The sequence below is a fragment of the Sphingomonas sp. DC1600-2 genome (assembly GCF_049897605.1).
Classification (GTDB): Bacteria; Pseudomonadota; Alphaproteobacteria; order Sphingomonadales; family Sphingomonadaceae; genus Sphingomonas.
Genome location: NZ_JAFCWO010000002.1, coordinates 633,222 through 654,073, shown reverse-complemented (window position 1 = coordinate 654,073; position 20,852 = coordinate 633,222). Strand labels below are relative to the sequence as shown.

14 protein-coding genes are annotated in these 20,852 nt (G+C 63.3%); 7 read left to right on the top strand and 7 right to left on the bottom strand.

Annotated elements, in window-relative coordinates:
* The first annotated feature begins 15 nt into the window (after window positions 1–15).
* Window positions 16–1,530, top strand: coding sequence for a tryptophan halogenase family protein (locus tag ACP7BL_RS06610; RefSeq protein ID WP_426257911.1), 1,515 nt, complete (start codon window positions 16–18; stop codon window positions 1,528–1,530).
* A gap of 60 nt (window positions 1,531–1,590) precedes the next feature.
* Here ACP7BL_RS06610 and ACP7BL_RS06605 read toward each other — a convergent pair whose 3' ends face one another.
* Complete coding sequence (locus tag ACP7BL_RS06605; protein ID WP_426257910.1) at window positions 1,591–4,650, bottom strand: TonB-dependent receptor domain-containing protein; 3,060 nt, start codon at window positions 4,648–4,650, stop codon at window positions 1,591–1,593.
* A 253-nt stretch (window positions 4,651–4,903) separates the two neighbouring features.
* On the opposite strand from ACP7BL_RS06605, the gene ACP7BL_RS06600 reads away from it, so the two are divergent.
* On the top strand, window positions 4,904–7,162 hold the full coding sequence (locus tag ACP7BL_RS06600; protein ID WP_426257909.1) for a glycoside hydrolase family 3 N-terminal domain-containing protein: 2,259 nt from the start codon (window positions 4,904–4,906) through the stop codon (window positions 7,160–7,162).
* Window positions 7,163–7,955: 793 nt separating this feature from the next.
* Here the strand turns inward: ACP7BL_RS06600 and ACP7BL_RS06595 are convergent.
* Window positions 7,956–8,150, bottom strand: a complete 195-nt coding sequence (locus ACP7BL_RS06595) for a hypothetical protein (protein ID WP_033966052.1) — start codon at window positions 8,148–8,150, stop codon at window positions 7,956–7,958.
* Window positions 8,147–8,425, bottom strand: coding sequence for a hypothetical protein (locus tag ACP7BL_RS06590; RefSeq protein ID WP_033966050.1), 279 nt, complete (start codon window positions 8,423–8,425; stop codon window positions 8,147–8,149). The genes ACP7BL_RS06595 and ACP7BL_RS06590 overlap by 4 nt, the downstream gene beginning before the upstream one ends.
* Window positions 8,426–9,169: 744 nt before the next feature.
* On the opposite strand from ACP7BL_RS06590, the gene ACP7BL_RS06585 reads away from it, so the two are divergent.
* Both ACP7BL_RS06585 and ACP7BL_RS06580 read left to right on the top strand, forming a co-directional pair.
* Window positions 9,170–10,123 carry a hypothetical protein gene (locus ACP7BL_RS06585; RefSeq protein ID WP_426257908.1) on the top strand — a complete coding sequence of 318 codons (954 nt, stop codon included), beginning with the start codon at window positions 9,170–9,172 and terminating at the stop codon, window positions 10,121–10,123.
* A 358-nt stretch (window positions 10,124–10,481) separates the two neighbouring features.
* On the top strand, window positions 10,482–12,278 hold the full coding sequence (locus tag ACP7BL_RS06580; RefSeq protein ID WP_426257907.1) for an IlvD/Edd family dehydratase: 1,797 nt from the start codon (window positions 10,482–10,484) through the stop codon (window positions 12,276–12,278).
* A 42-nt stretch (window positions 12,279–12,320) separates the two neighbouring features.
* Here the strand turns inward: ACP7BL_RS06580 and ACP7BL_RS06575 are convergent, their stop codons facing one another.
* Window positions 12,321–13,031, bottom strand: coding sequence for a FadR/GntR family transcriptional regulator (locus ACP7BL_RS06575; RefSeq protein WP_426257946.1), 711 nt, complete (start codon window positions 13,029–13,031; stop codon window positions 12,321–12,323).
* Between the two features lie 103 nt (window positions 13,032–13,134).
* Window positions 13,135–14,715, bottom strand: a complete 1,581-nt coding sequence (locus tag ACP7BL_RS06570; protein WP_426257906.1) for an aldehyde dehydrogenase (NADP(+)) — start codon at window positions 14,713–14,715, stop codon at window positions 13,135–13,137.
* 238 nt (window positions 14,716–14,953) lie between these two features.
* Here ACP7BL_RS06570 and ACP7BL_RS06565 point away from each other — a divergent pair, with 238 nt between their 5' ends.
* On the top strand, window positions 14,954–16,240 hold the full coding sequence (locus tag ACP7BL_RS06565) for a glycosyltransferase (RefSeq protein WP_033966463.1): 1,287 nt from the start codon (window positions 14,954–14,956) through the stop codon (window positions 16,238–16,240).
* Here the strand turns inward: ACP7BL_RS06565 and ACP7BL_RS06560 are convergent.
* Window positions 16,237–16,419, bottom strand: a complete 183-nt coding sequence (locus tag ACP7BL_RS06560; protein WP_426257905.1) for a hypothetical protein — start codon at window positions 16,417–16,419, stop codon at window positions 16,237–16,239. The two genes, ACP7BL_RS06565 and ACP7BL_RS06560, sit on opposite strands and share 4 nt — an antisense overlap.
* Before the next feature lie 28 nt (window positions 16,420–16,447).
* Window positions 16,448–17,053 carry a division/cell wall cluster transcriptional repressor MraZ gene (locus tag ACP7BL_RS06555; protein ID WP_126847936.1) on the bottom strand — a complete coding sequence of 202 codons (606 nt, stop codon included), beginning with the start codon at window positions 17,051–17,053 and terminating at the stop codon, window positions 16,448–16,450.
* 286 nt (window positions 17,054–17,339) lie between these two features.
* Between ACP7BL_RS06555 and ACP7BL_RS06550 the strand changes: the two genes are divergently transcribed.
* The gene (locus ACP7BL_RS06550) at window positions 17,340–18,731 is read left to right on the top strand and encodes a cell division protein FtsZ (protein ID WP_426257904.1); all 1,392 of its coding nucleotides are present in this window, start codon (window positions 17,340–17,342) and stop codon (window positions 18,729–18,731) included.
* A 448-nt stretch (window positions 18,732–19,179) separates the two neighbouring features.
* Entirely contained in the window at window positions 19,180–20,820 is a 1,641-nt protein-coding gene (locus tag ACP7BL_RS06545; RefSeq protein WP_426257903.1) for an MFS transporter, read from the top strand.
* Window positions 20,821–20,852 lie beyond the last annotated feature (32 nt).

Below are 20,852 nucleotides of genomic sequence, written 5' to 3'. Positions count from 1 at the left end.
AGGGGAGAGGGCAGCATGGACGCTAACGCGCCGCTACGGACGATCACTATCGTTGGCGGCGGGACTGCGGGGTGGATGACTGCGGCGCTGCTGTCCCACGTGTTCCGCAGCTACACGATCCGGCTGATCGAATCCGACGAAATCGGGATCATCGGCGTGGGCGAGGCGACAATCCCATCGATCCGTACCTACAATGATCTGGCGGGGATCGACCAGATCGAGATGATGCGCGCAAGCCAGGCGACCTTCAAGCTCGGGATCGACTTCGTCGACTGGCATCGCGGCGCGGATCGCTATTTTCACGGCTTCGGTCGCATCGGCCACGATTTTATGTGGCTGCACCCGCATCAGCTATGGCTGGGCGAGCGCTGCGAGACGAGGGCACCGTTCGACGCCTATGCGCTCAATTGCGTCGCGGCGATGCAAAACAAGTTCAGGTATCCCGATCCGCGCAGCCCGGGTTCGCCGCTCGGCGGACTGGACTATGCCTATCATTTCGATGCGTCGCTGTTCGCGCGCTATTTGCGTGGTCGTTCGGAGGCCAATGGCGTCATCCGGATCGAGGGAAAGATCGTGGATGTGACCCGCGATCGCGAAAGCGGCCATGTTGCGCAGCTCGTGCTCGACGATGGCCGTGCGGTCGATGGCGACCTGTTCGTCGATTGTTCGGGTATGCGCGCGCTGCTGATCGGCGATGCGCTCGGCGTCGGCTATGAGGATTGGAACCACTGGCTGCTCAACGATCGTGCGCTGGCGGTCCCATGCGAGCGGGTGGCACCGTTGACGCCTTATACGCGTGTGACGGCACGCGGGGCCGGCTGGCAGTGGCGGATTCCGCTTCAGCACCGCACCGGCAACGGGCATGTCTATTCGAGCGCGCACATCAGCGACGACCAAGCGGCCGCGCTGCTTCTTGCCAATCTTGACGGCAAGCCGCTCGCCGATCCACGCGCCATCCGGTTTCGTCCGGGCAAGCGGCATCGGGCGTGGGAGAAGAACGTCGTCGCCATCGGCCTGTCGGCGGGGTTTCTCGAGCCGCTCGAATCGACCAGCATCCACTTGATCCACACCGGCATCACCAAGCTGCTGGGCCTGTTTCCGCATCGCGGTTTCGCCGCAGCGGACATCGCGGAATATAATCGCCAACACGATTTCGAATTTACCGACGTGCGCGACTTCATCGTGGCACATTACAAGGTGACCGATCGCGAGGACACGCCCTATTGGCGTTATCTGAAGCACATGGCGATCCCCGACAGCCTTGCCGAACGGCTGGCATTATTCGCCTCGTCGGGCCGTTTCTACAAACGCGCCGCAGCCGAGCTGTTTCGGGTCGAAAGCTGGGTCCAGGTTCTGCTGGGGCAGGGGTTTGCGATGGGATGCGACCCCAATGCGGCGATGGTGTCGGCCGAAGTGCGAAGCGACTTTCTCGCCGATGTCGCGGACGTCACCGCTGACGTCGCCGCCGCCATGCCCGATCACGCCGCCTTCATCGCCCGCCATTGCAAGGCACCGCCGATCGCGGCCTGATCCGGTCGCATCGTCACCCCGGGGATATCCTCGGGGTGACAAAGCGTTCCGGATTTCAGGTTAGAATTTATATCGCGCGCCGACCTTGAAGTTGCGCCCCTGGCTCGCGACCGAGCCCGTATCATAGGCCCCGGTCGGTCCTGCCCCGCCGACGTTCTGGAACCCGCCGCCCCACATCGAATAGTTGCGGTTGACGAAGTCGAAGGCGTTGAGCGCCTGGAAATAGACCGTCAGCTCGTGGCCATGCGCGTACGGCATCTTGAACGTCTTGGCGATGTTGAAGTCGACGTTCTTATATCCGATTCCGCCGGGCCGGTAGATGCCGAAGTTGGTCGTGTAGCAGCCGCCGCCGCCGGGTGCGGTGGTGGGGATATTGCACAGCACGCCGCCGTAAGAGGGCCCCGACGACAGCGTGACGAAGGTGGTGGCGCGGATGTCGAGCGGCAGCTTGACCGTGCCGGTAGCGACAAAGCGCCAGCGTTCCAGACCGCTCGAATCACCATAGCCCTGCGCCCCGATAGTCGGTGCGTCGAAGTTGAACGGATCGCCGATCGAGGCACCGTTGCGGGTATCGTTCGAGCGCGAGCTCGAGATGGTCAGCGTCGTGCTGAAGCCCCAGCCGGAGCGCTCGGTATAGGGCTTGTCGGCTTGCAGATAGACTGCGGCATAATGGGCCTTGCCGTCGCTGTTGCCGATGAAGATGCTACCATAACCGGGCAGCGGCGCGGTGTTGATCGCAGCCGTGCCGTAGAAGATCCCGGCCGCATAGGGCACGCCGTTATAGACATAGACCGGATTGCCGCCCGGGCTGTAGCTGCCGTCCGGATTGCGGTTGCCGATCAGCTCCTGATAGATGTTGTGCGACTTGATATAGGCGAAGGTGACCGACGTGTTGATCACCCCAAGGCGTTTCTTGACCGCGAAGTTGACCTGATCCGAATAAGGCATCTTGGTCCGGTTGTTGAGCAGGTGCACCTCGCCGCCTTGCGCCGCGGCGAGCGCGCGCAGTTGGTCGACATTGGTCGGAATCGTCGTCACGCAGCGTGGCGTGCCCAACGTGCAATTGGGGGGCGTGTTGATGGTGACGACCGATTCGTACTGGTCCTTGATCGTCTCGATCGCAGAGTCGATGAACAGCGAGCGGTCATAATAGCGCCCGCCACCCAGGACGAAGACGAGATCGCGGTCGCCCTTCACGTCATAGGAAATGCCAAGGCGCGGCTGGAACGCGCCGAGGAAGGGCTTCCGGTTGTGGCCCGTCGAAATATAGTCGTCGGGGTTGATGCCAGCCGCCTTCCAGCCGGGATAGGCCCGCAACGCGGCCGCAATGCCCGCAGGTGTCACGAAGTCGTTGTTTACCGCATTGGATTCATAGTCCCAACGCAAGCCGGCGCTGATCAACCAATGGTCGTTGGGCCGCCAATCGTCCTGTACGAATCCGCCGATTTCGGTGTTGTTCGCCGTAACCGGGCTGACGACGGCGGTGTTGATGGTCGCGGCATAGGGGGCCTTCGTACTCGCCGAGCCCAGGCCGAAGAACGAATTGGCGTCGTAGAAGAAGGTGCCCGAGCCGTTATTGTCCTCAAGCCGCTGCAGCTTGGTGAAGTTGAGCTTGATACCGGCCTTCACGGTGTGCGGGCCGCCGAAGAAGGTGACGTTGTCCTTGAACAGCGTCTGATACTGGTGATCGTCCTGGGCGAAGTTGGTCCCGCCCAGAATGAGCACGCGGGAATCGCCGACGTTGGGCGTGGTCGCACCGCCATTGAAGGTCACGACGGAGGACGGGCCCGTGACATTGGGGATGGCACCGTTCGCGGCAGCATCGCGCGCAAAGATGAATTCGTTCAGCCAGCCCTCGCCCCGGTGATTCCAGGTGAGCTGATAGCGGCGTTCATTGTTGCGATTGTTGGTCGATGCCTCGACCGTCGTCGCGCCACCGTTGATCTGGAGATTCGACTCGTCACGAATGAACGCGCTGACGTTGATCGTGTCTTGCGGCGTTGCGTAGAAGGTCAGCTTGCCGAAATACAGCTTCTCGTCGAACGTCGCCGGGAAGCTTCCATTATATTGCGACCTTGCGCTTTGGGCGTACGTCTGCGCCGCCGGGGCCAGCGCCGCCAGATTGCCGCTATAGACATTGATGTCGTTGGCACCGAATGTCTTCTTCGTGCCTTCGAAATCGACGAAGAAGGTCAGCTTGTCCTTGATGATCGGACCACCAAGGTCGGCCCCGTAATATTTCGTGTCGAAATTGGGCTTCGGTTTGTACGGCGCGGTGGCGTTGTTGAGATGGCCGGGGCGGTCATCGTAATTTTGGCTGATGAAGGCCTTGGGCTGCCACTCGCCGAAGATCTCGCCGTGGAAGCTGTTGCCGCCGGTCTTGGTGACCGACGAGATGACGGCGGAGCCCGCCTGCTCGAACTCGGCCTTGAAGTTCTGCGTCTGGACGTCGAACTGGTCGACTGCGGAGGCGGGGAAGGGGTTGCCCGAGGATAGGTTCTGCCCGACCGTGCCACCGTGGTTCACCAGATTCTTGATGCTGATGCCGTCGATGAAGGTGTTGGTGTTATCCGAATTGATGCCGCCCGCCTGGACCTGGCGCGCCTTGCCGCCCAGCGTCGGCGGGGAGACGGTGACGCCCGGGGCGAGCGCTGCGAAATTCAGGAAGTTGCGATCGCCGTTCGGCAGATTTTCGAGCTGGAACCGCGAGATGTTGGTGCTGACGGTCGCTGTCCGGACGTCGCGCGCGCGCGATCCGACCACGACGATGTCCTTGCCGGGAGCCGCTGCGTCGTCCGCAGGTGCCAGCAGATCGGCGGTGACGGCCTGACCCAACGGCACCACTACCTCGGCCGATCGGCTGCCGGAGGAAACGCGGTAGGTGCTTGGCGGCAAGCCGACGAGGACGTAATTGCCGTTGGCGTCGACCTTGGTCGTGTCCTGATGGCCGGTGTTTACGTCGGTCAGCGTCACCGTCGTGCCGGCGGTGGCACCATCGATATGTCCCTGGACCGTCGAGGTGGTCTGCGCGGCGGCGGGCGCGGCCAAAATGAGCGTCCCGGTGCCCAGAACGGTGGTTGCCAGCGCCGCACGCAGGCTCGCCTTCATCAGCTTGTTCATTTCATCTCCCCTAATCGGCGCGGTGCCGCCCTGTTATTTTTGTCTGTCCGTCTTCAAATCGAATCGCCGCGCTGCTCGCCTGAGCACCGCGGTACGGTGGTGAATTATGCGGCCGATAAACCTGGCCGATGCGCCAAGAAACCGGTTCCAACACTTGCGTTGTAACCGGTTTCTTGTGCATCCGCCAAGTGAAATTTATCGTGCTGCGACAGCCCAAACCGATTCGGGCGCGCAGATCGGCGAGGGAAAGCGTGTGACTGGAACTGTTTCTCGGCGGGCGCTGCTGAAAGGGGGATCCGCCGCGGCGATCGCCGCCGCCCTGGCACCGGCGCACGCGCGCATCCGGCACTTCGATTCCAGGATCGAGCGATTGATCGCGGCGATGAGCCTCGAGGAGAAGGCCGGGCAGCTCAGCATCTTCAGCGACCCCGCGCGGACCGACGGGCCACCGCTAAATCCTGGACTGGTCACGCAGAGCATGGCCGCGCTGCAGCGGGACATCGCCGCCGGACGGATGACCGGGCTATACAACGGCATCGGCGTCGCCGACGGACGCGCGCTGCAGCGCGTCGCCATCGAGCAGTCGCCGCATGGGATTCCACTGATCTTCGCCGGAGACGTGATTCACGGCATGAAGACGACCTTCCCCGTGCCGTTGGGCGAGGCGGCGAGCTTCGATCCTGAGCTTGCGCGGCGCACGGCGCGTGCGGCGGCGGTAGAGGCGAGCGCCAAGGGTATTCAGTGGGTCTTCGCGCCGATGGTCGACGTCGCGCGCGATCAGCGCTGGGGCCGCGTCGTCGAAGGCGCGGGCGAGGACACCTGGCTCGGTCGACAGTTCGCCGCCGCGCGCGTCCGTGGTTTTCAGGGAGAAGATCTGACAGCGGATGATTCGGTGCTGGCCTGTCCGAAGCATTTCGCGGGCTATGGCGCTGTGCTGGGCGGCATGGAGTATAACACCGCCGACATCCCCGATACGACATTGCGCGAGACGCATCTGCCGCCGTTCAAGGCCGCGTTTGACGCCGGCGCGCTGTCGACCATGGCGAGCTTCAACGATATCGCGGGCGTGCCGTCGACCGGAAACCGCTACTTGCTCACCGACATTCTGCGGGGCGAATGGGGATTCAAGGGCCTGGTCGTGTCGGATTATACCGCCGACGAAGAGATGATCCTCCACGGCTTTGCCGCCGACGGGTCCGATGCGGTGGTCAAAGCGCTGAACGCGGGGTGCGACATCTCGATGCAGAGCGGCTTGTACAACAAGCACCTGCCCGCGCTGGTGCGGGCGGGCCGGATCTCGATGGCGACGGTCGATACCGCAGTGCGGCGCGTGCTCTCCGTCAAGCAGGCGCTGGGGCTGTTCGACAACCCGTATCGCTCGCTCGATCTGGCGCGCGAGCGGCGCGACGTGCGCTTGCCACAGGCGGTTGCGCTGGCGCGTGAGGCCGCGCGCAAGTCGATCGTGCTGCTCAAGAACGACGGCGACCTGCTGCCGCTCGCGCGATCTGCGCGGATCGCGCTGATCGGGCCGTGCGTGTCGGACCGCGGCGACATGCCCGGGCCATGGGCGAGCTTTCCCGATTTCGAGAGTTGCGTCACGCCCGAGCAGGGTTTCCGCGCCGCGATGGGGCACGATGCACCGCTGAAGGTCGAACGCGGCTCCGACTATGAGGTGCCGCTTGCCGGCGGGATCGAACGGGCGGTGGCGGCGGCAAAGGCATCGGACGTCGTCGTGCTGGTGATAGGCGAAAGCGCACGCATGTCGGGCGAGGCGCAGGCGCGGGTCGAAATCACGGTTCCGGAGGCGCAGCTGCGGCTTGCCGAGGCGATCGCCGTGACCGGCAAGCCGGTCGTCGTGCTGCTGCGCCACGGACGTGGGCTCGCACTGACGGGCGCAGTGCGCGCGGCACCGGCGATCCTCGCGACATGGTTCCTTGGATCGGAAACGGGCAATGCGATGGCGGATGTCGTGTTTGGCGATCACGCACCGCAGGGCCGTCTTCCGGTCAGTTTCCCGCAAGCGTCGGGGCAGGAGCCGTTCTTCTATGACCATCGCGCGACCGGCCGTCCGCAACTGGGCGCGGCACCGGAATGGAAAGCGCGCTACCGGGAGGTGACGAACGAAGCGCTCTATCCGTTCGGGCACGGGCTCGGCTATTCGACCGTGCGCTATTCGCCAACCGAGGTGAGCGTTACGACACTGACGGGCGACGCAGCGACCACAGTGTCGGCGACCGTCACGAACACCGGCCACCGGCGGATGCGTGAAGTCGCGCAATTATACATTCACCAGAAAGTCGCGAGCCTCACGCAACCGGTGCGAGCTTTGAAAGGCATCGCGCATATCGATCTCGATCCGGGGCAGAGCGTGCGCGTTGCATTCCCCCTGTCGCGCGCCGATCTGGCGTTCGTCCATCCCGATCGGCGCAGCTTCGCCGAAGCCGGCGCATTTGATGTCTGGGTAGCGCCGTCGTCGGTTGGCGGCGTGCCCGCGACGGTCATGCTCGGATAAGCCCGGTGCTCGCCCCGGAATGCGAAGCTGCGCGTTCGACTTCGAAGAGGGTGCCAATAGCCAATCCCGTGGCAGGTTGATGCGCCTGAAAAGGCGCTCTTCGGCGAGGCGGCGGCCTCCGCGCAGAGGCCTCGTTTTACGCACTTTCTACGCAAATTCCTTTCAATCGATATCGAGCTTTTATGCCGCCCAAAGCTATCTCGATGTTCGCATGATCGTCCAACCCATGATCGCGGATCAGCGTTCTGGGCGCGGCGCGCTACAGGTGCGTGTCGCGCGCCAGCGGCCTTCCGCGATATTGGATCTTGCGAGCGTTTAGCGTGAGGAAGCATAGCATGACATCGCCAAACGACCCGGAGCCCGATCAAAGAGGCCCGGTCATAAGAGTGGGACAGGATAGCGCTGGCCATTGGCTGGTGCAGGATGATGGCGGCAAGCTTGAGGGCCGCTTCGTTTCCCGCGCGGCCGCTATGGGATTCGCGCGCAGCGAGGTGCATGCCTTCCCCGGTGCAAGGATCTTGGTTGCGACCGCCCCTCTAGTCCCCACGATCTCTTTCGCACCGGTGCAGCCCTGGGAAACCGCGCAACATTTCCACAGGGCCGCCTGATGGCAGTTCGGCGCGATACACCGGGCCGAGCCGACAAGGTGCGCACGAAAATCCGAAGCGGCGACTATCCACCGAGCTCTTGTCGCGGCAGGGTAGGCACATTGCCGTGCGGTGCCGGTGCCGTGCAGACCGGACAAAGGCTCGCCCCGCATAGGACGAGCCAAAACGGGCGGGGGGATGTCCGGTCATGATCGGTCGCGATAGAGCGGCAGCGCCAGGCTGCGTCGCGTGATGGCGAGATAGGCCATGGTGGTGGCCATGCCCACGCGCGACATGTCCGTTTCCAGCGCAGCGACCAGCAAAGCGTCGGCTGCTGCGGCTGGCAACATGGCGCAACCCGGTTCAGCACCGCCGACCTTGCCATGGGGATGCACCTTCATTCTTTGTCTCGCGCATCGTCGCCGTGCACGTTGCGGCGCGCGCGGGGATCGGAAACCGGCTCGAATAGCCAGCGACCCTCCAGCGCGAGGGCCGCGCCGACACAGCCCGAGCAGACGGCGATAAGCGCCATACACAAGTCGAACCCGCTTGGTTGCGCATCGGGACTGCCCCGATCGGCCGACAAGGCGGAAAGGCACAGCGCCGCCAGCAGAAGGAAACCAACGCCGCTCAACCGCACCTTGAGGTCGAAATCCCGCATCGAACGCTGTCGCATTGCCTCACCTGTTCGAGGGCGACACTGCCCGCGACGGCGTAAAAATTCCCGGTGAATCGCGCGCTGTCGCGTAATGCGTCCGTAAAAGGCGCTGCCCTGGCCGGGGCCGGTGCCGACACCGGCGCGCTTCACGCGCGGTGTGGCGCCAAGAGCATCGCGCACGCACCAAGGCGGTGCCCGGCGGTCAGGGCCGCATGGGCGATAAATGGACGATGTGCAGAATCTCTTTGTCCGACAATATCTTCCTGTACGCGAAAGACCGTGCCAACTGAGCCGTCAGATAACATGATCATAATGTCTGTGAAAAATATCACAAAATCTAAACACAGCCATAAGGATATAATATTTTCAACGTTGACCGATATTTGATTGTTTGATACTCTATTTTATCAATACAGTGTTCCGATATGGAAAAAGCGTATCCGTCAGAATAGATTCTGGGGAGATGATGACATGTCTACAATCGCTTTTAAGAAATATCGTATATTATCGACGTTGGCGGTAGCGGCAATTTCGATTGGTATCGTTGCAACTGACGCCTCTCGAATACATGCAAGGCCTGCTCAACCTGCACAAATCATTCCGCCGCCGCCCGTTTCGACGGACGCCGTTTCATGGCAGCAATTCGTTCTCGCGGTCAGTCCGTCTGGAACAGTGGGCAAGGTTACTTACGAAACATTTGCGTCCGATCAGGACATTTACGTCGCGAACCCCTGTTCTTCGACCCCTAAGAAGGGCTGCAACGTGCCGACCTGGCCGAGCGCGAGTTCCAGCAAGGGCAGCAAGCTCTTGCAGCGCAGCCTGCTCGGGCGGGCCCATATGCGCGCCGCGATGGCGACGCGCGGCACGGGCCATTTCGCCGTCCAAGTGATTGGACCGGCACAGGGCTGCGGCACGCCGTCGGGGCTCGCAGGGGCGGCTGCGGGCTCGGGGTTTCCCAAGGGGGGCTGCGTCGGCGAAGAGGTGCGGCGTGATCGCGCGACCTTCAACTATCTCGTCGCGAATGGCCTGTGGTCGTCGGCGGGGATAAGCACATATTACGGCACCAAGCAGCCGGTTTCGGTGCCGTGGAATGCGCTGGAAGTGAAGGCGGACTGGATTCCGGTCAGCACGCTGGCCACCTGGTTGGGGCAGCCAACCAGCTTCATCACCAGCAATTTCTATACTTCATCCGCAAGCGTCGGCTCAGGCCCAGCGACGACCTATGCAATGACGAGCATGCATATCTCGGTAAAGACACCAGGCTTTCCTGACTGGATATGGGCTGATTTCGAAAATGCGTACACGCCGGGCCGTTGCGACCAGACGGGATGCAACGATTCCTTCGGTGCCGCGACCCCATCGGTGCCCGCCAATGCGAAGGCGTGGGGCCAATATGGTGCATGCCCCAAATCTTCGGCGGCAACCGCTTTGCTCAGCCAGGCAAATGTGGCCCCTATCTTCAACAATTACTGCCTGACGGGATCGCAGAGCACGTTCGGGACCTCGACCAACCCGATCCTGCTCGGCAGCCCGATCATCGAGCCGCTCAACGCGAATGTCCCGATGGCGAAATCGTCGTGCATTTCGTGCCATGCTGGCGCTTCGTTCAATGCGTCCGGCGGCCCGGCCAACGTCGGGGAGCCGATCGGGCCTCATGGGCCGCCCCCGGGCTATACCGGGTATGATTTCATGTGGGGGCTGCTTTTCGCCCAATAAGCGCATGGGCCTTGTACGGCGCACCCGCAGGATCGTTCGTCACGCGCGTCGAGCGATCTTGCGGGTTGGGGCTTCCCGCACTCGATCGTCACTCCGGATCCCGGCAAGGGGAGAGGGTAAGCCTTTCGCGCTGGCGAGCGGATACTATCACAGTGGCGACGTTGCTTCTTGTCAACGCCACCCTGACCGCCCGCCAGCGCGACGCGTTGGCGGGCGTTTGTTGTCCGATGCAAGCCGACCCGCCTTCCTAAAGAGGGTGCCGGAGCCATCTGCGGTTCGACTTTGGTCGCGTGCGCATTGATCTTATAATTGTCTGAGTATATCCGGGAGCAAAGTCGTCCAGACGCGGAGTATCTCAATGACCGGTTCCCCCCCCTTCAAGCTCCGCAGTCGCGCATGGTTCGACAACCCCGATAACATCGACATGACCGCGCTGTATCTGGAGCGGTATCTCAATTTCGGGTTGAGCCTGGAGGAACTGCGTTCGGGGAAGCCGATCATCGGCATCGCGCAGACGGGCTCCGATCTCAGCCCGTGCAACCGTCACCATCTCGTCCTGGCCGAGCGCGTGCGCGAGGGCATTCGCGAGGCGGGCGGCATCGTGCTCGAATTCCCGGTCCACCCGATCCAGGAGACCGGCAAACGGCCGACCGCCGGGCTGGACCGCAACCTTGCCTATCTCAGCCTGGTCGAGACGATCTATGGTTATCCGCTCGACGGCGTCGTGCTGACGATCGGCTGCGACAAGACCACTCCTGCGTGTTTGATGGCCGCCGCGACGGTGAACATTCCCGCAATCGCGCTGTCGGTCGGGCCAATGCTCAATGGCTGGCACAAGGGCGAACGCACCGGCTCGGGCACGATCGTGTGGAAGGCGCGCGAGTTGCTCGCGGCGGGCGAGATTGACGATGCCGAGTTCATCCGCCTCGTCGCTTCGTCGGCACCGTCGACCGGCTATTGCAACACGATGGGCACCGCGACGACGATGAACAGCCTGGCCGAGGCGCTGGGCATGTCGCTGCCTGGATCGGCGGCGATCCCCGCACCGTATCGCGACCGGCAGGAATGCGCCTATTACACCGGCAAGCGCATCGTCGAGATGGTGGCGGAGGACCTCAAGCCCTCCGACATCCTGACCAAGGACGCCTTTCTCAATGCGATCGCGGTCAATTCCGCGATCGGCGGATCGACCAACGCGCCGATCCATCTCACCGCGATTGCGCGGCATATCGGCGTCGACGTCCCGCTCAAGACCTGGGAAGAGCATGGCCTCAACGTGCCGCTATTGGTCAATTTGCAGCCAGCGGGCGAATATCTGGGCGAGGATTATTATCGCGCTGGCGGCGTCCCCGCCGTGGTCGCGCAGTTGATCCAGCATGGCCTGATTGCCGAGGGCGCGATGACCGCGAACGGCAAGACGATCGGCGAGAATTGCCGCAGTGCGGTGATCGAGAATGAAGATGTGATCCGCCCGTTCGACACGCCCTTGATGGCATCGGCGGGGTTCGTGGTGCTGTCCGGCAATCTGTTCGACAGCGCGATCATGAAGACCAGCGTGATTTCGCCGGAGTTCCGCGAACGCTATCTCTCCAACCCCAACGATCCCGAGGCGTTCGAGGGGCCGGTGGTCGTGTTCGATGGCCCCGAAGACTATCACGCCCGCATCGACGAGATTTCGACCGGCATCACGCCCGCGACGCTGCTGGTCATGCGCGGCGCGGGGCCGGTTGGCTATCCGGGCGCGGCGGAAGTGGTCAACATGCGCCCGCCGGCGCATCTGATCCTCGATGGCATCCACTCGCTGCCGTGCATCGGCGACGGGCGCCAGTCGGGCACCAGCGGCAGCCCGTCGATCCTCAATGCGTCGCCCGAAGCAGCGGTTGGCGGCACGCTGGCGCTGCTGCGCGATGGCGACCGCGTGCGGATCGACTTGACGCGCGGCACGGCCGATCTGCTGATCGATGACGCGGAGTTGGAGGAACGCCGCGCGGCGTTCGCGGCGGCGGGTGGCTATCGCTACCCGGCCTCGCAGACGCCGTGGCAGGAGATCCAGCGCGCCGTGGTCGGCCAGCTCGGTTCGGGCGCGATCCTGGAGGGTGCGGAGGCGTATCAGCGCATCGCGCAGACGCGCGGCCTGCCGCGCGATAACCATTGATCGGAAACCCCAGCGCTCGCCGCTGATCGGCGAGCGCTGGGGTTAGCCGCGCTGCGCGAGCCCCATGTCGCGCAGAGCGAGCTTCAGCAGCGTCACCATTGCCTCGCGCGCGGCGTCTGCATCGCTGGCGGCGATTGCGTCGAGCACCCGCACATGGTCGGGCAGCGGGTCGCGCGGCAAAGCGCGCTTGCGCTGCTTGAATTTGGTGGTCCAGCGCACCGCCGCACCAACCGAATTGGCGAGCGTCGCCAGCGGGGTGTTGCGCGCGGCCGCCAGGATCGCACGGTGGAACTGCTGGTCGGCGCTCTGGCCGCGCGCATCCGCCAGCCCATAATGCTTCATCGCATCGAGCGCCGATCGCATCTCGGCCAGATCGGCATCGGTGCGGCGCGCGGCGGCAAAGGCGGCGGCGGCAGGCTCGATCACGCCGCGCAATTCGAACAGGTCGATGATGAAGTCGGTGTCGGGTTCACCCTCGAACGTCCAGGCGAGTACGTCGACGTCGAGCATGTTCCAGCGGCTGCGCGGCGTCACGCGCGTGCCCGCCTTGGGGCGGCTTTCGACCAGCCCCTTGGCGGCCAGGATGCGGATCGCCTCGCGATAGGCGGTGCGGGAGACGCCCAGCGCTTCGCTCGCTTCAATTTCACCGCCGAACACGTCGCCGGGCTTGCGCAACCCGCTGACGATTTCCACGCCGATATCGTGCGCGATGGTGCCGTGAATGCGCGGCGAGAAGACGCGGTCGTCTTCCATCATCGAGACGGTGGCTGGGTCATGAAGACCCAGCCTAGCGGATCACGCGCCCGGCAGGAAGGCATGGGGATATCCCACCGCACACCCTGACGGGCGCGTCCGATCATCGCGCGGAGGCTTCGCGGAGTCCGTCAACCCGACGGGCGATGTCCCACGGATTGCCGTCGCGCACCGCGATCGGGAGCAGGGTCGGGGCGAGGTTCTGGAAGGCAACCGGGCGCAAGAAGCGATAGATGGCCAGCGTACCGACCGAGGTCGTCCGCCCGTCGCTGGTGGCGGGGTAGGGGCCGCCATGCACCATGGCGTGGCACACTTCGACGCCGGTCGGCCAGCCATTGGCCAGAATGCGGCCAACACGCTGTGCGAGGACGGGGATCAATGTCGCGGCAGCGGCCTCGTCGGCTGCATCCAATTGCAACGTCGCGGTCAATTGCCCTTCAAGCCCGGCGATCACTTGCGCGAGTTCACCCAGATTGCGGCACCGCACGATGATCGACGACGAACCGAAGACTTCATGGCCGAGCGCGCGGTCGGCCAGGAAATGGCTGGCGTCGGTTTCGAACAGGGCACCAACCGCCTGGTTTGGTCCGGCGCTGGGGCAGCCGCGCGCGATGGTGCGCACCGCGTCATGCGTGGCGAGCGCTTCGACGCCCTTGTCGAAGCTGGCATGGATGCCGGGGGTCAGCATCGTCAGCGGCTGGGTGCCCGAAAGCAGCTTTCCCGCTTCCGCGACGAAGGCATCGAGTTCGGGGCTGTCGAGCGCGAGGATCAGGCCGGGATTGGTGCAGAACTGGCCTGCGCCCATCGTCAGCGACTGGACGAAACCGGCGGCGATCTCCGGTCCGCGCGCGGCAAGCGCGGCGGGGAACACGACCACCGGGTTGATGCTCGACATCTCGGCATAGACCGGGATCGGCTGCGCACGCTCGGCGGCGATCCGCATCAGCGCGAGGCCACCGCCGCGCGAGCCGGTAAAGCCGACCGCCTGTACGCGCGGGTCGGCGACGAGTGCGCCGCCCAGATCATTGGTGTCGCCCGGCAGATACGAGAAGACACCGGCGGGCAGGCCGCTCGATGCGACCGCAGCGGCAATGGCGCGTGCTACCAATTCACCGGTGCCGGGATGCGCCGGATGGCCCTTCACGATCACCGGACAGCCGGCCGCCAGTGCCGAGGCGGTATCGCCGCCCGCAACCGAGAAAGCGAGCGGGAAGTTGGAGGCTCCGAACACCGCGACCGGGCCGACAGGCACGTTGATGCGGCGCAAGTCTGGGCGGGGCAAGGGGGCGCGATCAGGCAACGCGGGGTCGATCGTCGCGTCGAGCCAGTCGCCCTGTCGCACCACTTGCGCGAACAGCTTGAGCTGGCCGACGGTACGGCCACGCTCGCCCTCCAGGCGCGCACGGGGGAGGCCGCTTTCGGCCATCGCGCGGACGATCAGGTCGTCGCCAATCGCGACGATATTGTCGGCAATCGCTTCCAGAAAGGCAGCGCGAGTCGGCAGGTCGGTCGCGGCATAGGCGGGAAAGGCGGCCTGCGCCAACGCCGTGGCAGCGTTGACCGCGTCGCGGTCCGCAGACGAAAAGCTCGGGGTCAGAGATTCGCCGGTGGCCGGGTTTACCGTGGTGAATCGTGTTGTTGCCTGACGAGCGTCGGCACCGATCAAAATAGAACCATCGATCACGGGAAGGCCTTTCAAAAATAACTCAGACATAATAGGGCCCGCACCGCGTTTCTGCAAGGCTGGACTTGCGCGGAGGGCAATAAGCGAGGGGCTTCATGGCTCCGTCATCCGATGCAATTTGGCGGCCGCGCGCGATCCGGCCCACCCGTAGCAAACACGTGCTCTATCGGAAAAAATGCTACGATCCCGAGCAGGAAGGGACTGGACGCGATGCGCTGACGCGACCAGTGGGATCGCAATGCGTAAAGTCGTTCTCACCACCATCGGGACGTTAGGCGATCTTCACCCGTTCATCGCGATCGGGCTGGCGCTACGCAAACGGGGCTTCACCCCGGTACTGGCGGTGCCCGAGGACCAGGTGGCCAAATGTCGCCGCGCCGGCTTGGAGGCTGTGGCGATTCTGCCCGGCTTTGATGCGGTGCAGAAACGCATGGGGTTGAGCCATGAAGAGGCGGTTCGGCGGGTCATCGCCAACCAGCGCGTCATGCTCGAACAGGTTTTGTTGCCGGGCCTTTCGGATTGCACGCGCGCGCTCGATGCGGTGGCGGCGGATGCCGAGGCGATTGTCGCCTCGATTTTCGTGTTTGCCGCACCGATGATCGCCGAAAAGCGCAACTTACCGCTGATTTCCGTGATCCTGCAACCCATGGCAATGCTGTCGGCTTATGATCCGCCGCGCACGCCCGATTTCTGGATGATGCGCGATCAGCCGGTCGGACGCGTTGGGCGTGTATGGAACCGCACGGCTTATACGGTGCTGCGGCGGGTTCTGCATGGGCTGTACGGTCGGCGGTTCGATCGTGTGCGGGCGGAGCACGGCTTGCCACCCAAGGGTGCGCGGCGTGCGCTGGAGCCCGACGCGCGCTCCATTTTGCAACTGGGATGTTATTCGCCGCAACTCGCCCCGTTGCCGCCCGACGCGCCGCCGTCGACCAAGATTGTCGGCTTTCCCGTTTTCGACAGCGATAGCGGAAGCGAGGAGACGCTCGATCCGGCGTTGGCTGATTTCCTCGCCGCAGGGCCGCCGCCGCTGGTCTTCACGCTCGGCTCCTTCGCCGTGAACAGTGCCGGGGGCTTTTACGATACGGCTGCTGAGGTTTCGCGGCGGTTAGGGATGCGGGCGGTACTGCTGGTCGGCGGGGATGCTGCGCCGACGATCGAGGGCGATGTGTTGCGTTGCGGCTATGCGCCGCATTCGTTGCTGTTCCAAAGCGCCGCTGCGATCATCCAGCATGGCGGAGTCGGGACGACGGGCCAGGCGCTGCGCGCGGGCAAGCCGCAGTTGGTGGTGCCGCATATGGGGGATCAGAACGATCACGGACATCGCATCGCGCGGCTGGGCGCAGGGTTACGGTTGCGGGCGGACCGCTTCTCGGCCGCGCGCGCGACGCGGCGCATCGGGTGTCTGTTACGCGACCCCAAATATAGCGCCGTCGCCGCCGAAATCGCGCGATGCATGGCCGACGAAAACGGAGCGGACGCCGCGGCCGATGCGATCGCGCAAGCGCTCGACCGCACTGCTTAAAGCAGCGGTATCCGAAGCACCTTGGCGGGGCGCAGCGAGGGCGTCTCGATCATGTCCCGCAGATGCCAGAACAAGGCGGCAGCGCCGATATGCACCAGATCGATCATGGTGGAGCGTGGCCGTGGCATCATCAGCGGGGTGGCCGCAAGGCGCTGGTGTTTGGGGGTTTTGCGGGACACGCGAAATCCTTCGGGAACTTCCTTCCATTTACTGGTGGGCGGCGCGCCTGCCGACCGGATCATGTCGCGGCTGCAACGCTGGCAGACACTGAACGCGAACCCCTGATTGTGCTGGATAGAGGGTCGGGCCCGATGCCCGAGCAGGTGACATAACAGCGACATCGTTTACCTCATGTGCAATTTGGCTGGCCCGCAAAAGCGTTGCGAGCGTGACGAGATCGGACGGGCCATGATCGAGCACATACGCCATGTCCCAAATTTCGAAGCGAGCCCCGGTGGCAACGAGCAGGGCAAAGTCCCCAATCGCGCCACGTTCGCGCATGATTCGCGGCAGCGTCATCATCCCGTCCGGGGCGACCGGTGCCTCGTCGACAAAGCCATAGGTGCGCCGTAGGCGATGATGGTCCTGGAAGCCGCCGGGTGACGCCGCCAGCTTTTCGGCGACTTCGAATTGCCGTTGCATGGCGTGCAGCCGATCGAACGCGATCAGGCAGGGCGATTCCTCGTGCAGCCCAATGAACAGCGAATGCTCGGCCGAGCGAAGCCGCAATGTTTGGTGGAAGCGACGTGGCAACAGGATGTCGCCCCATTCGGTCACTTCACAAAGCGCGCTGCCGATAAAAAGTTCGTCCATGTCTAAAGCCCCTCGCTTCCGAGCTTATGGTTAACGCTCCGAAAACGATTCGGGGAATAGAGTAGATCTACTTTATGGGGTTCACCCTACCCGTAATGTTGCGGAGGCCCCAGGATCCGACTTTACATACTAAAGAATGATTCATCATTTCTGATGCGTAACAATGCAGGATTATTGGCGGTCAAGTTCTCTGTCACTGTAAAGATACTGTATCGTTAACTATGATCGTTCGGAGCAGGTGTCGCGCATCACACCATTAGGTGAAGCGATTCTCTGGAGCATCGGTATGACGGGTGGGCAAGCGAAGAGCGATCACGGTCGCTTGGTCGTGTTCGGGGTGGGGGGAGCGGGCGGCAATGCCGTTCGCGCGCTGTTGGGGCGTCCGGACTGCGGCATGACCATTTTATGCGCGAACACGGATGTGCAGGCGATGCGCGCGGTGCCTGCGGCCAATCGTTTGCAGCTTGGTCGGCAAATTACGGCTGGGCTGGGTGCTGGCGGTCGGCCCGAGATCGGGCGCGCGGCTGCGGAAGAAGCCTTGCCCGAGATTATCGAGGCGCTGCAAGGCGCGTCGCTGTGCTTCATCGCCGCGGGCCTGGGGGGTGGCACGGGAACCGGTGCCGCCCCGGTCATCGCCAAAGCGGCACGCGACCTCGGCATCCTGACTATTGGTGTGGCGACGAAGCCGTTCGCCTTTGAAGGCAAGCGCCGGGCACGGACCGCCGATTTGGGTGCCGCTGACTTTCGCGCGCAGGTCGATGTGATGGTAACGGTGTGCAACCAGAAACTGCTGGGGGTCATTGGTCGCGACACCACATTGAGCGACGCTCTGCGGTTGTCGGACTCGATCATCGGAGAAAGCGCTACCGATTTCGCCTTGCTCCTGGAGGAGCCTGCGCTGAAGCGGGTAAGTGTCGCGGATTTGCGATCGCTGCTGGCATCGACTGGGGACGCGGTGATCGGCTTTGGGGAGCGCTGCGTCGGTTGGGATCGTGCTGCCAACGCCGCCCGATCCGCCTTATGTAATCCCTTGCTGGAGGGGCTGCCGGGAACCGCGCGGCGTCTGCTGGTCACGGTTGCGGGTGGAGAAGAGCTTACTCTGTTCGAAGTGGAGGAGGCGATTACGAGCCTGCGGGCAAACCTCCCGGATGGCACCGAGATATTATGGGGCGCGGTCCTCGATGCCGAACTGGCGGGCCGGGTTCGCGTGGGAATAATTGCAGGTGGGATCCCGGTTCCAAACCCGACGCAGCAGGTGGTCGCGCCTTATGTGCTTCAGCCGGTGCGCGATGTGGCGGCTGAGCCTGTGAATGCAGAGATGGAAGCCATGCCAGCCACGTGCCAGCATGAAGTGGTACCAATCGCCGCCGAGCCCGAAACCGAAAAGCCCGGGCTGCTTTTGAAGCCAACTTTGGCTTTACTCCGGGAGGAACACGCCGTTGCGTATCCGTACCAGCGGCCTGCTTTCGGAGACGGTTTTGTTCGCCGCGGTTATCAGGCGGTGCGTCAGCGGTTGCAGCGCGCGCCTCGCACCCCTTCCGGGATGGCCGCCCCCTACCCGCCGAGCGCATTTCACGTCCTAAAGTCCTTTGATCCACCCGCAAGGTCGCCGATGATCTCGGGCAACCTGATCGTCAACGCGCGGATTGCGATGGCGTTCGCAGACCGATCCTGTTGATCGGGCGGGAGCGATTATATGACAAAGGCGACCGCCGCGATTGCAGCCCAGAGACCCAAGGACAGGAGACCGCCAATCAAAAAACCCGTTCCAGGCGGGACAGGGCGGCTGTCCTGAGTGGCGGTGGACGGAAAACGGTCAAAGGAACGTACTCTCATGTTCTTTGTCCGGTACAGATGCACTCTATTGACCTTATATAGGCCATTTTGTCGTAAAAAACATGAATAGATCATCTTTTCCTCAATAATGATGATAAATTATTCGTGCTATTTGTGTTGCGGTGCACAAATTTGTCATTTGGTAACCTAGGATCACGCCATTTCCATGTGGGTGACGATGATCCTGGTGGGATCGTCTGGCAGGCTCGGCCCGAGCTGGGTTGCCGCAGAGATAAATCCGCCTAATCTCACCGCTCGCCGGAGGGCGCATCGGTAGTTGGGGGAAGACAATGGCGACGTTCTTGGATGGGGCTGCAGATCCAGGATCCGCGGCGATACCCAGCCGCAAGGACATTCAGTTGATTATTGCTGCCTCGTCGCTGGGCACAGTTTTCGAATGGTATGACTTTTTTATCTACGGGACACTCGCGGCGTCGGGCATCATCGGGCGTACGTTTTTCCCGGCCCAGAGCGAATTGTTGCAAACGCTGTATGCGTGGGGCGGCTTTGCGGTCGGGTTCGGATTTCGCCCCCTTGGGGCCGTCCTGTTTGGCTATCTCGGCGACACGCTCGGCCGCAAATATACCTTCCTTGTCACGATTACGGTGATGGGCCTCGCCACGGCGGGCGTCGGACTGGTGCCCTCGGCTGCGGTGATCGGCCTTGGAGCCCCGTTCATCGTGCTCGGCTTGCGCATCCTGCAAGGATTGGCGCTGGGCGGCGAATATGGCGGTGCGGCAATCTATGTTGCGGAGCACTCGCCGCCGGAGAGGCGCGGCTTCTACACCAGCTTCATTCAGGCGAGCGTAGCGGGTGGGTTCATCCTCAGCCTGGCCGTCGTGCTGCTGACCAAGGGAGCAATGTCGCCAGGGGTATGGAGCGACTGGGGCTGGCGCGTGCCCTTCTTGTTTTCGATCGTGCTCCTCGTCGGATCACTATGGATGCGGCTAAAACTGTCGGAAAGTCCGGTGTTCCAGCAAATGAAGGCGGCTGGCGAATGCGCCGGAAACCCATTCGTTGAGAGTTTTACCTATCAGGGCAATCTCAAGCGGCTGTTCGTCGCCTTGTTCGGCATAGCGGCGGGGCTGACGGTGATCTGGTACACCGCCATGTTTACGGTGCTGTCGTTCCTGCAAGGCACGATGCGCGTGCAGGAAACGGTGGCGCAAGTGATCGTCGGGGTGGGGGCCCTGTTCGGCCTTGGCTTTTTCGTGCTGTTCGGATGGCTGTCGGACAAGGTCGGGCGCAAGACGCCGATCGTCCTTGGCTATGCCCTCACGCTCGTGCTGATCTTTCCGATCTTCTGGGTGATGGGCGGTGCCGCGAATCCGGAGCTGGCGTGTGCCGCGAAGCGCGCTCCTGTGGTGGTGTCGGGTCCAGCCTGCTCGCATGAAGTGCTGCCCGAGATGTTTCCGATGCTGTTCCCGACGAAGCAGTCGGGTGAATGTCGCCGCCTGGTCGACTATCTTGCTAAAAAGGGGATCCCTTACGCCAAGGCGCGTACCCCGGTGACGCTGGTCATTGTTGGCGGCGTGGGTGTCGACGACATGAGCGATGCGGGCCTTGAGGCAGCGCTCACGCGTGCAGGCTATGATCTGTCGCCCGTGATTCCAAAGCCGGGCAACATTGCCCTGATTTTGCTGGCGATTCTTGCCCTCAGTGCCTTGTCGGGCATCACCTATGGCCCAGTCGCAGCGTTGCTCACCGAGCTGTTTCCGCCGCGCATTCGCTATAGCTCGATGTCGATCCCCTATCATATTGGCACCGGCTATTTCGGCGGGTTCCTGCCGCTGATCAGTCAGATGATCGTTGTCCATACCGGCAATCCCTATTCGGGTTTGTGGTACACCGTGGTCGTGGTGGCGATGGCGCTGGTCGTGACGTTGTTCGGCCTCGAAGAGGGCAAGCCGGGGACGGCGAGCGCGGACTAGCGCCGCGTAGCGCGGAGCGCTAACCGGCTGGG

What these genes read in the sequence shown, in the direction of transcription:
- ACP7BL_RS06610 (WP_426257911.1), top strand. Translation starts at nt 16, where the DNA reads ATGGACGCTAACGCGCCGCTACGGACGATCACTATCGTTGGCGGCGGG.
- ACP7BL_RS06605 (WP_426257910.1), bottom strand. Translation starts at nt 4,650, where the DNA reads ATGAACAAGCTGATGAAGGCGAGCCTGCGTGCGGCGCTGGCAACCACC.
- ACP7BL_RS06595 (WP_033966052.1), bottom strand. Translation starts at nt 8,150, where the DNA reads ATGAAGGTGCATCCCCATGGCAAGGTCGGCGGTGCTGAACCGGGTTGC.
- ACP7BL_RS06590 (WP_033966050.1), bottom strand. Translation starts at nt 8,425, where the DNA reads ATGCGACAGCGTTCGATGCGGGATTTCGACCTCAAGGTGCGGTTGAGC.
- ACP7BL_RS06580 (WP_426257907.1), top strand. Translation starts at nt 10,482, where the DNA reads ATGACCGGTTCCCCCCCCTTCAAGCTCCGCAGTCGCGCATGGTTCGAC.
- ACP7BL_RS06575 (WP_426257946.1), bottom strand. Translation starts at nt 13,031, where the DNA reads ATGGAAGACGACCGCGTCTTCTCGCCGCGCATTCACGGCACCATCGCG.
- ACP7BL_RS06565 (WP_033966463.1), top strand. Translation starts at nt 14,954, where the DNA reads ATGCGTAAAGTCGTTCTCACCACCATCGGGACGTTAGGCGATCTTCAC.
- ACP7BL_RS06555 (WP_126847936.1), bottom strand. Translation starts at nt 17,053, where the DNA reads ATGGACGAACTTTTTATCGGCAGCGCGCTTTGTGAAGTGACCGAATGG.
- ACP7BL_RS06550 (WP_426257904.1), top strand. Translation starts at nt 17,340, where the DNA reads ATGACGGGTGGGCAAGCGAAGAGCGATCACGGTCGCTTGGTCGTGTTC.
- ACP7BL_RS06545 (WP_426257903.1), top strand. Translation starts at nt 19,180, where the DNA reads ATGGCGACGTTCTTGGATGGGGCTGCAGATCCAGGATCCGCGGCGATA.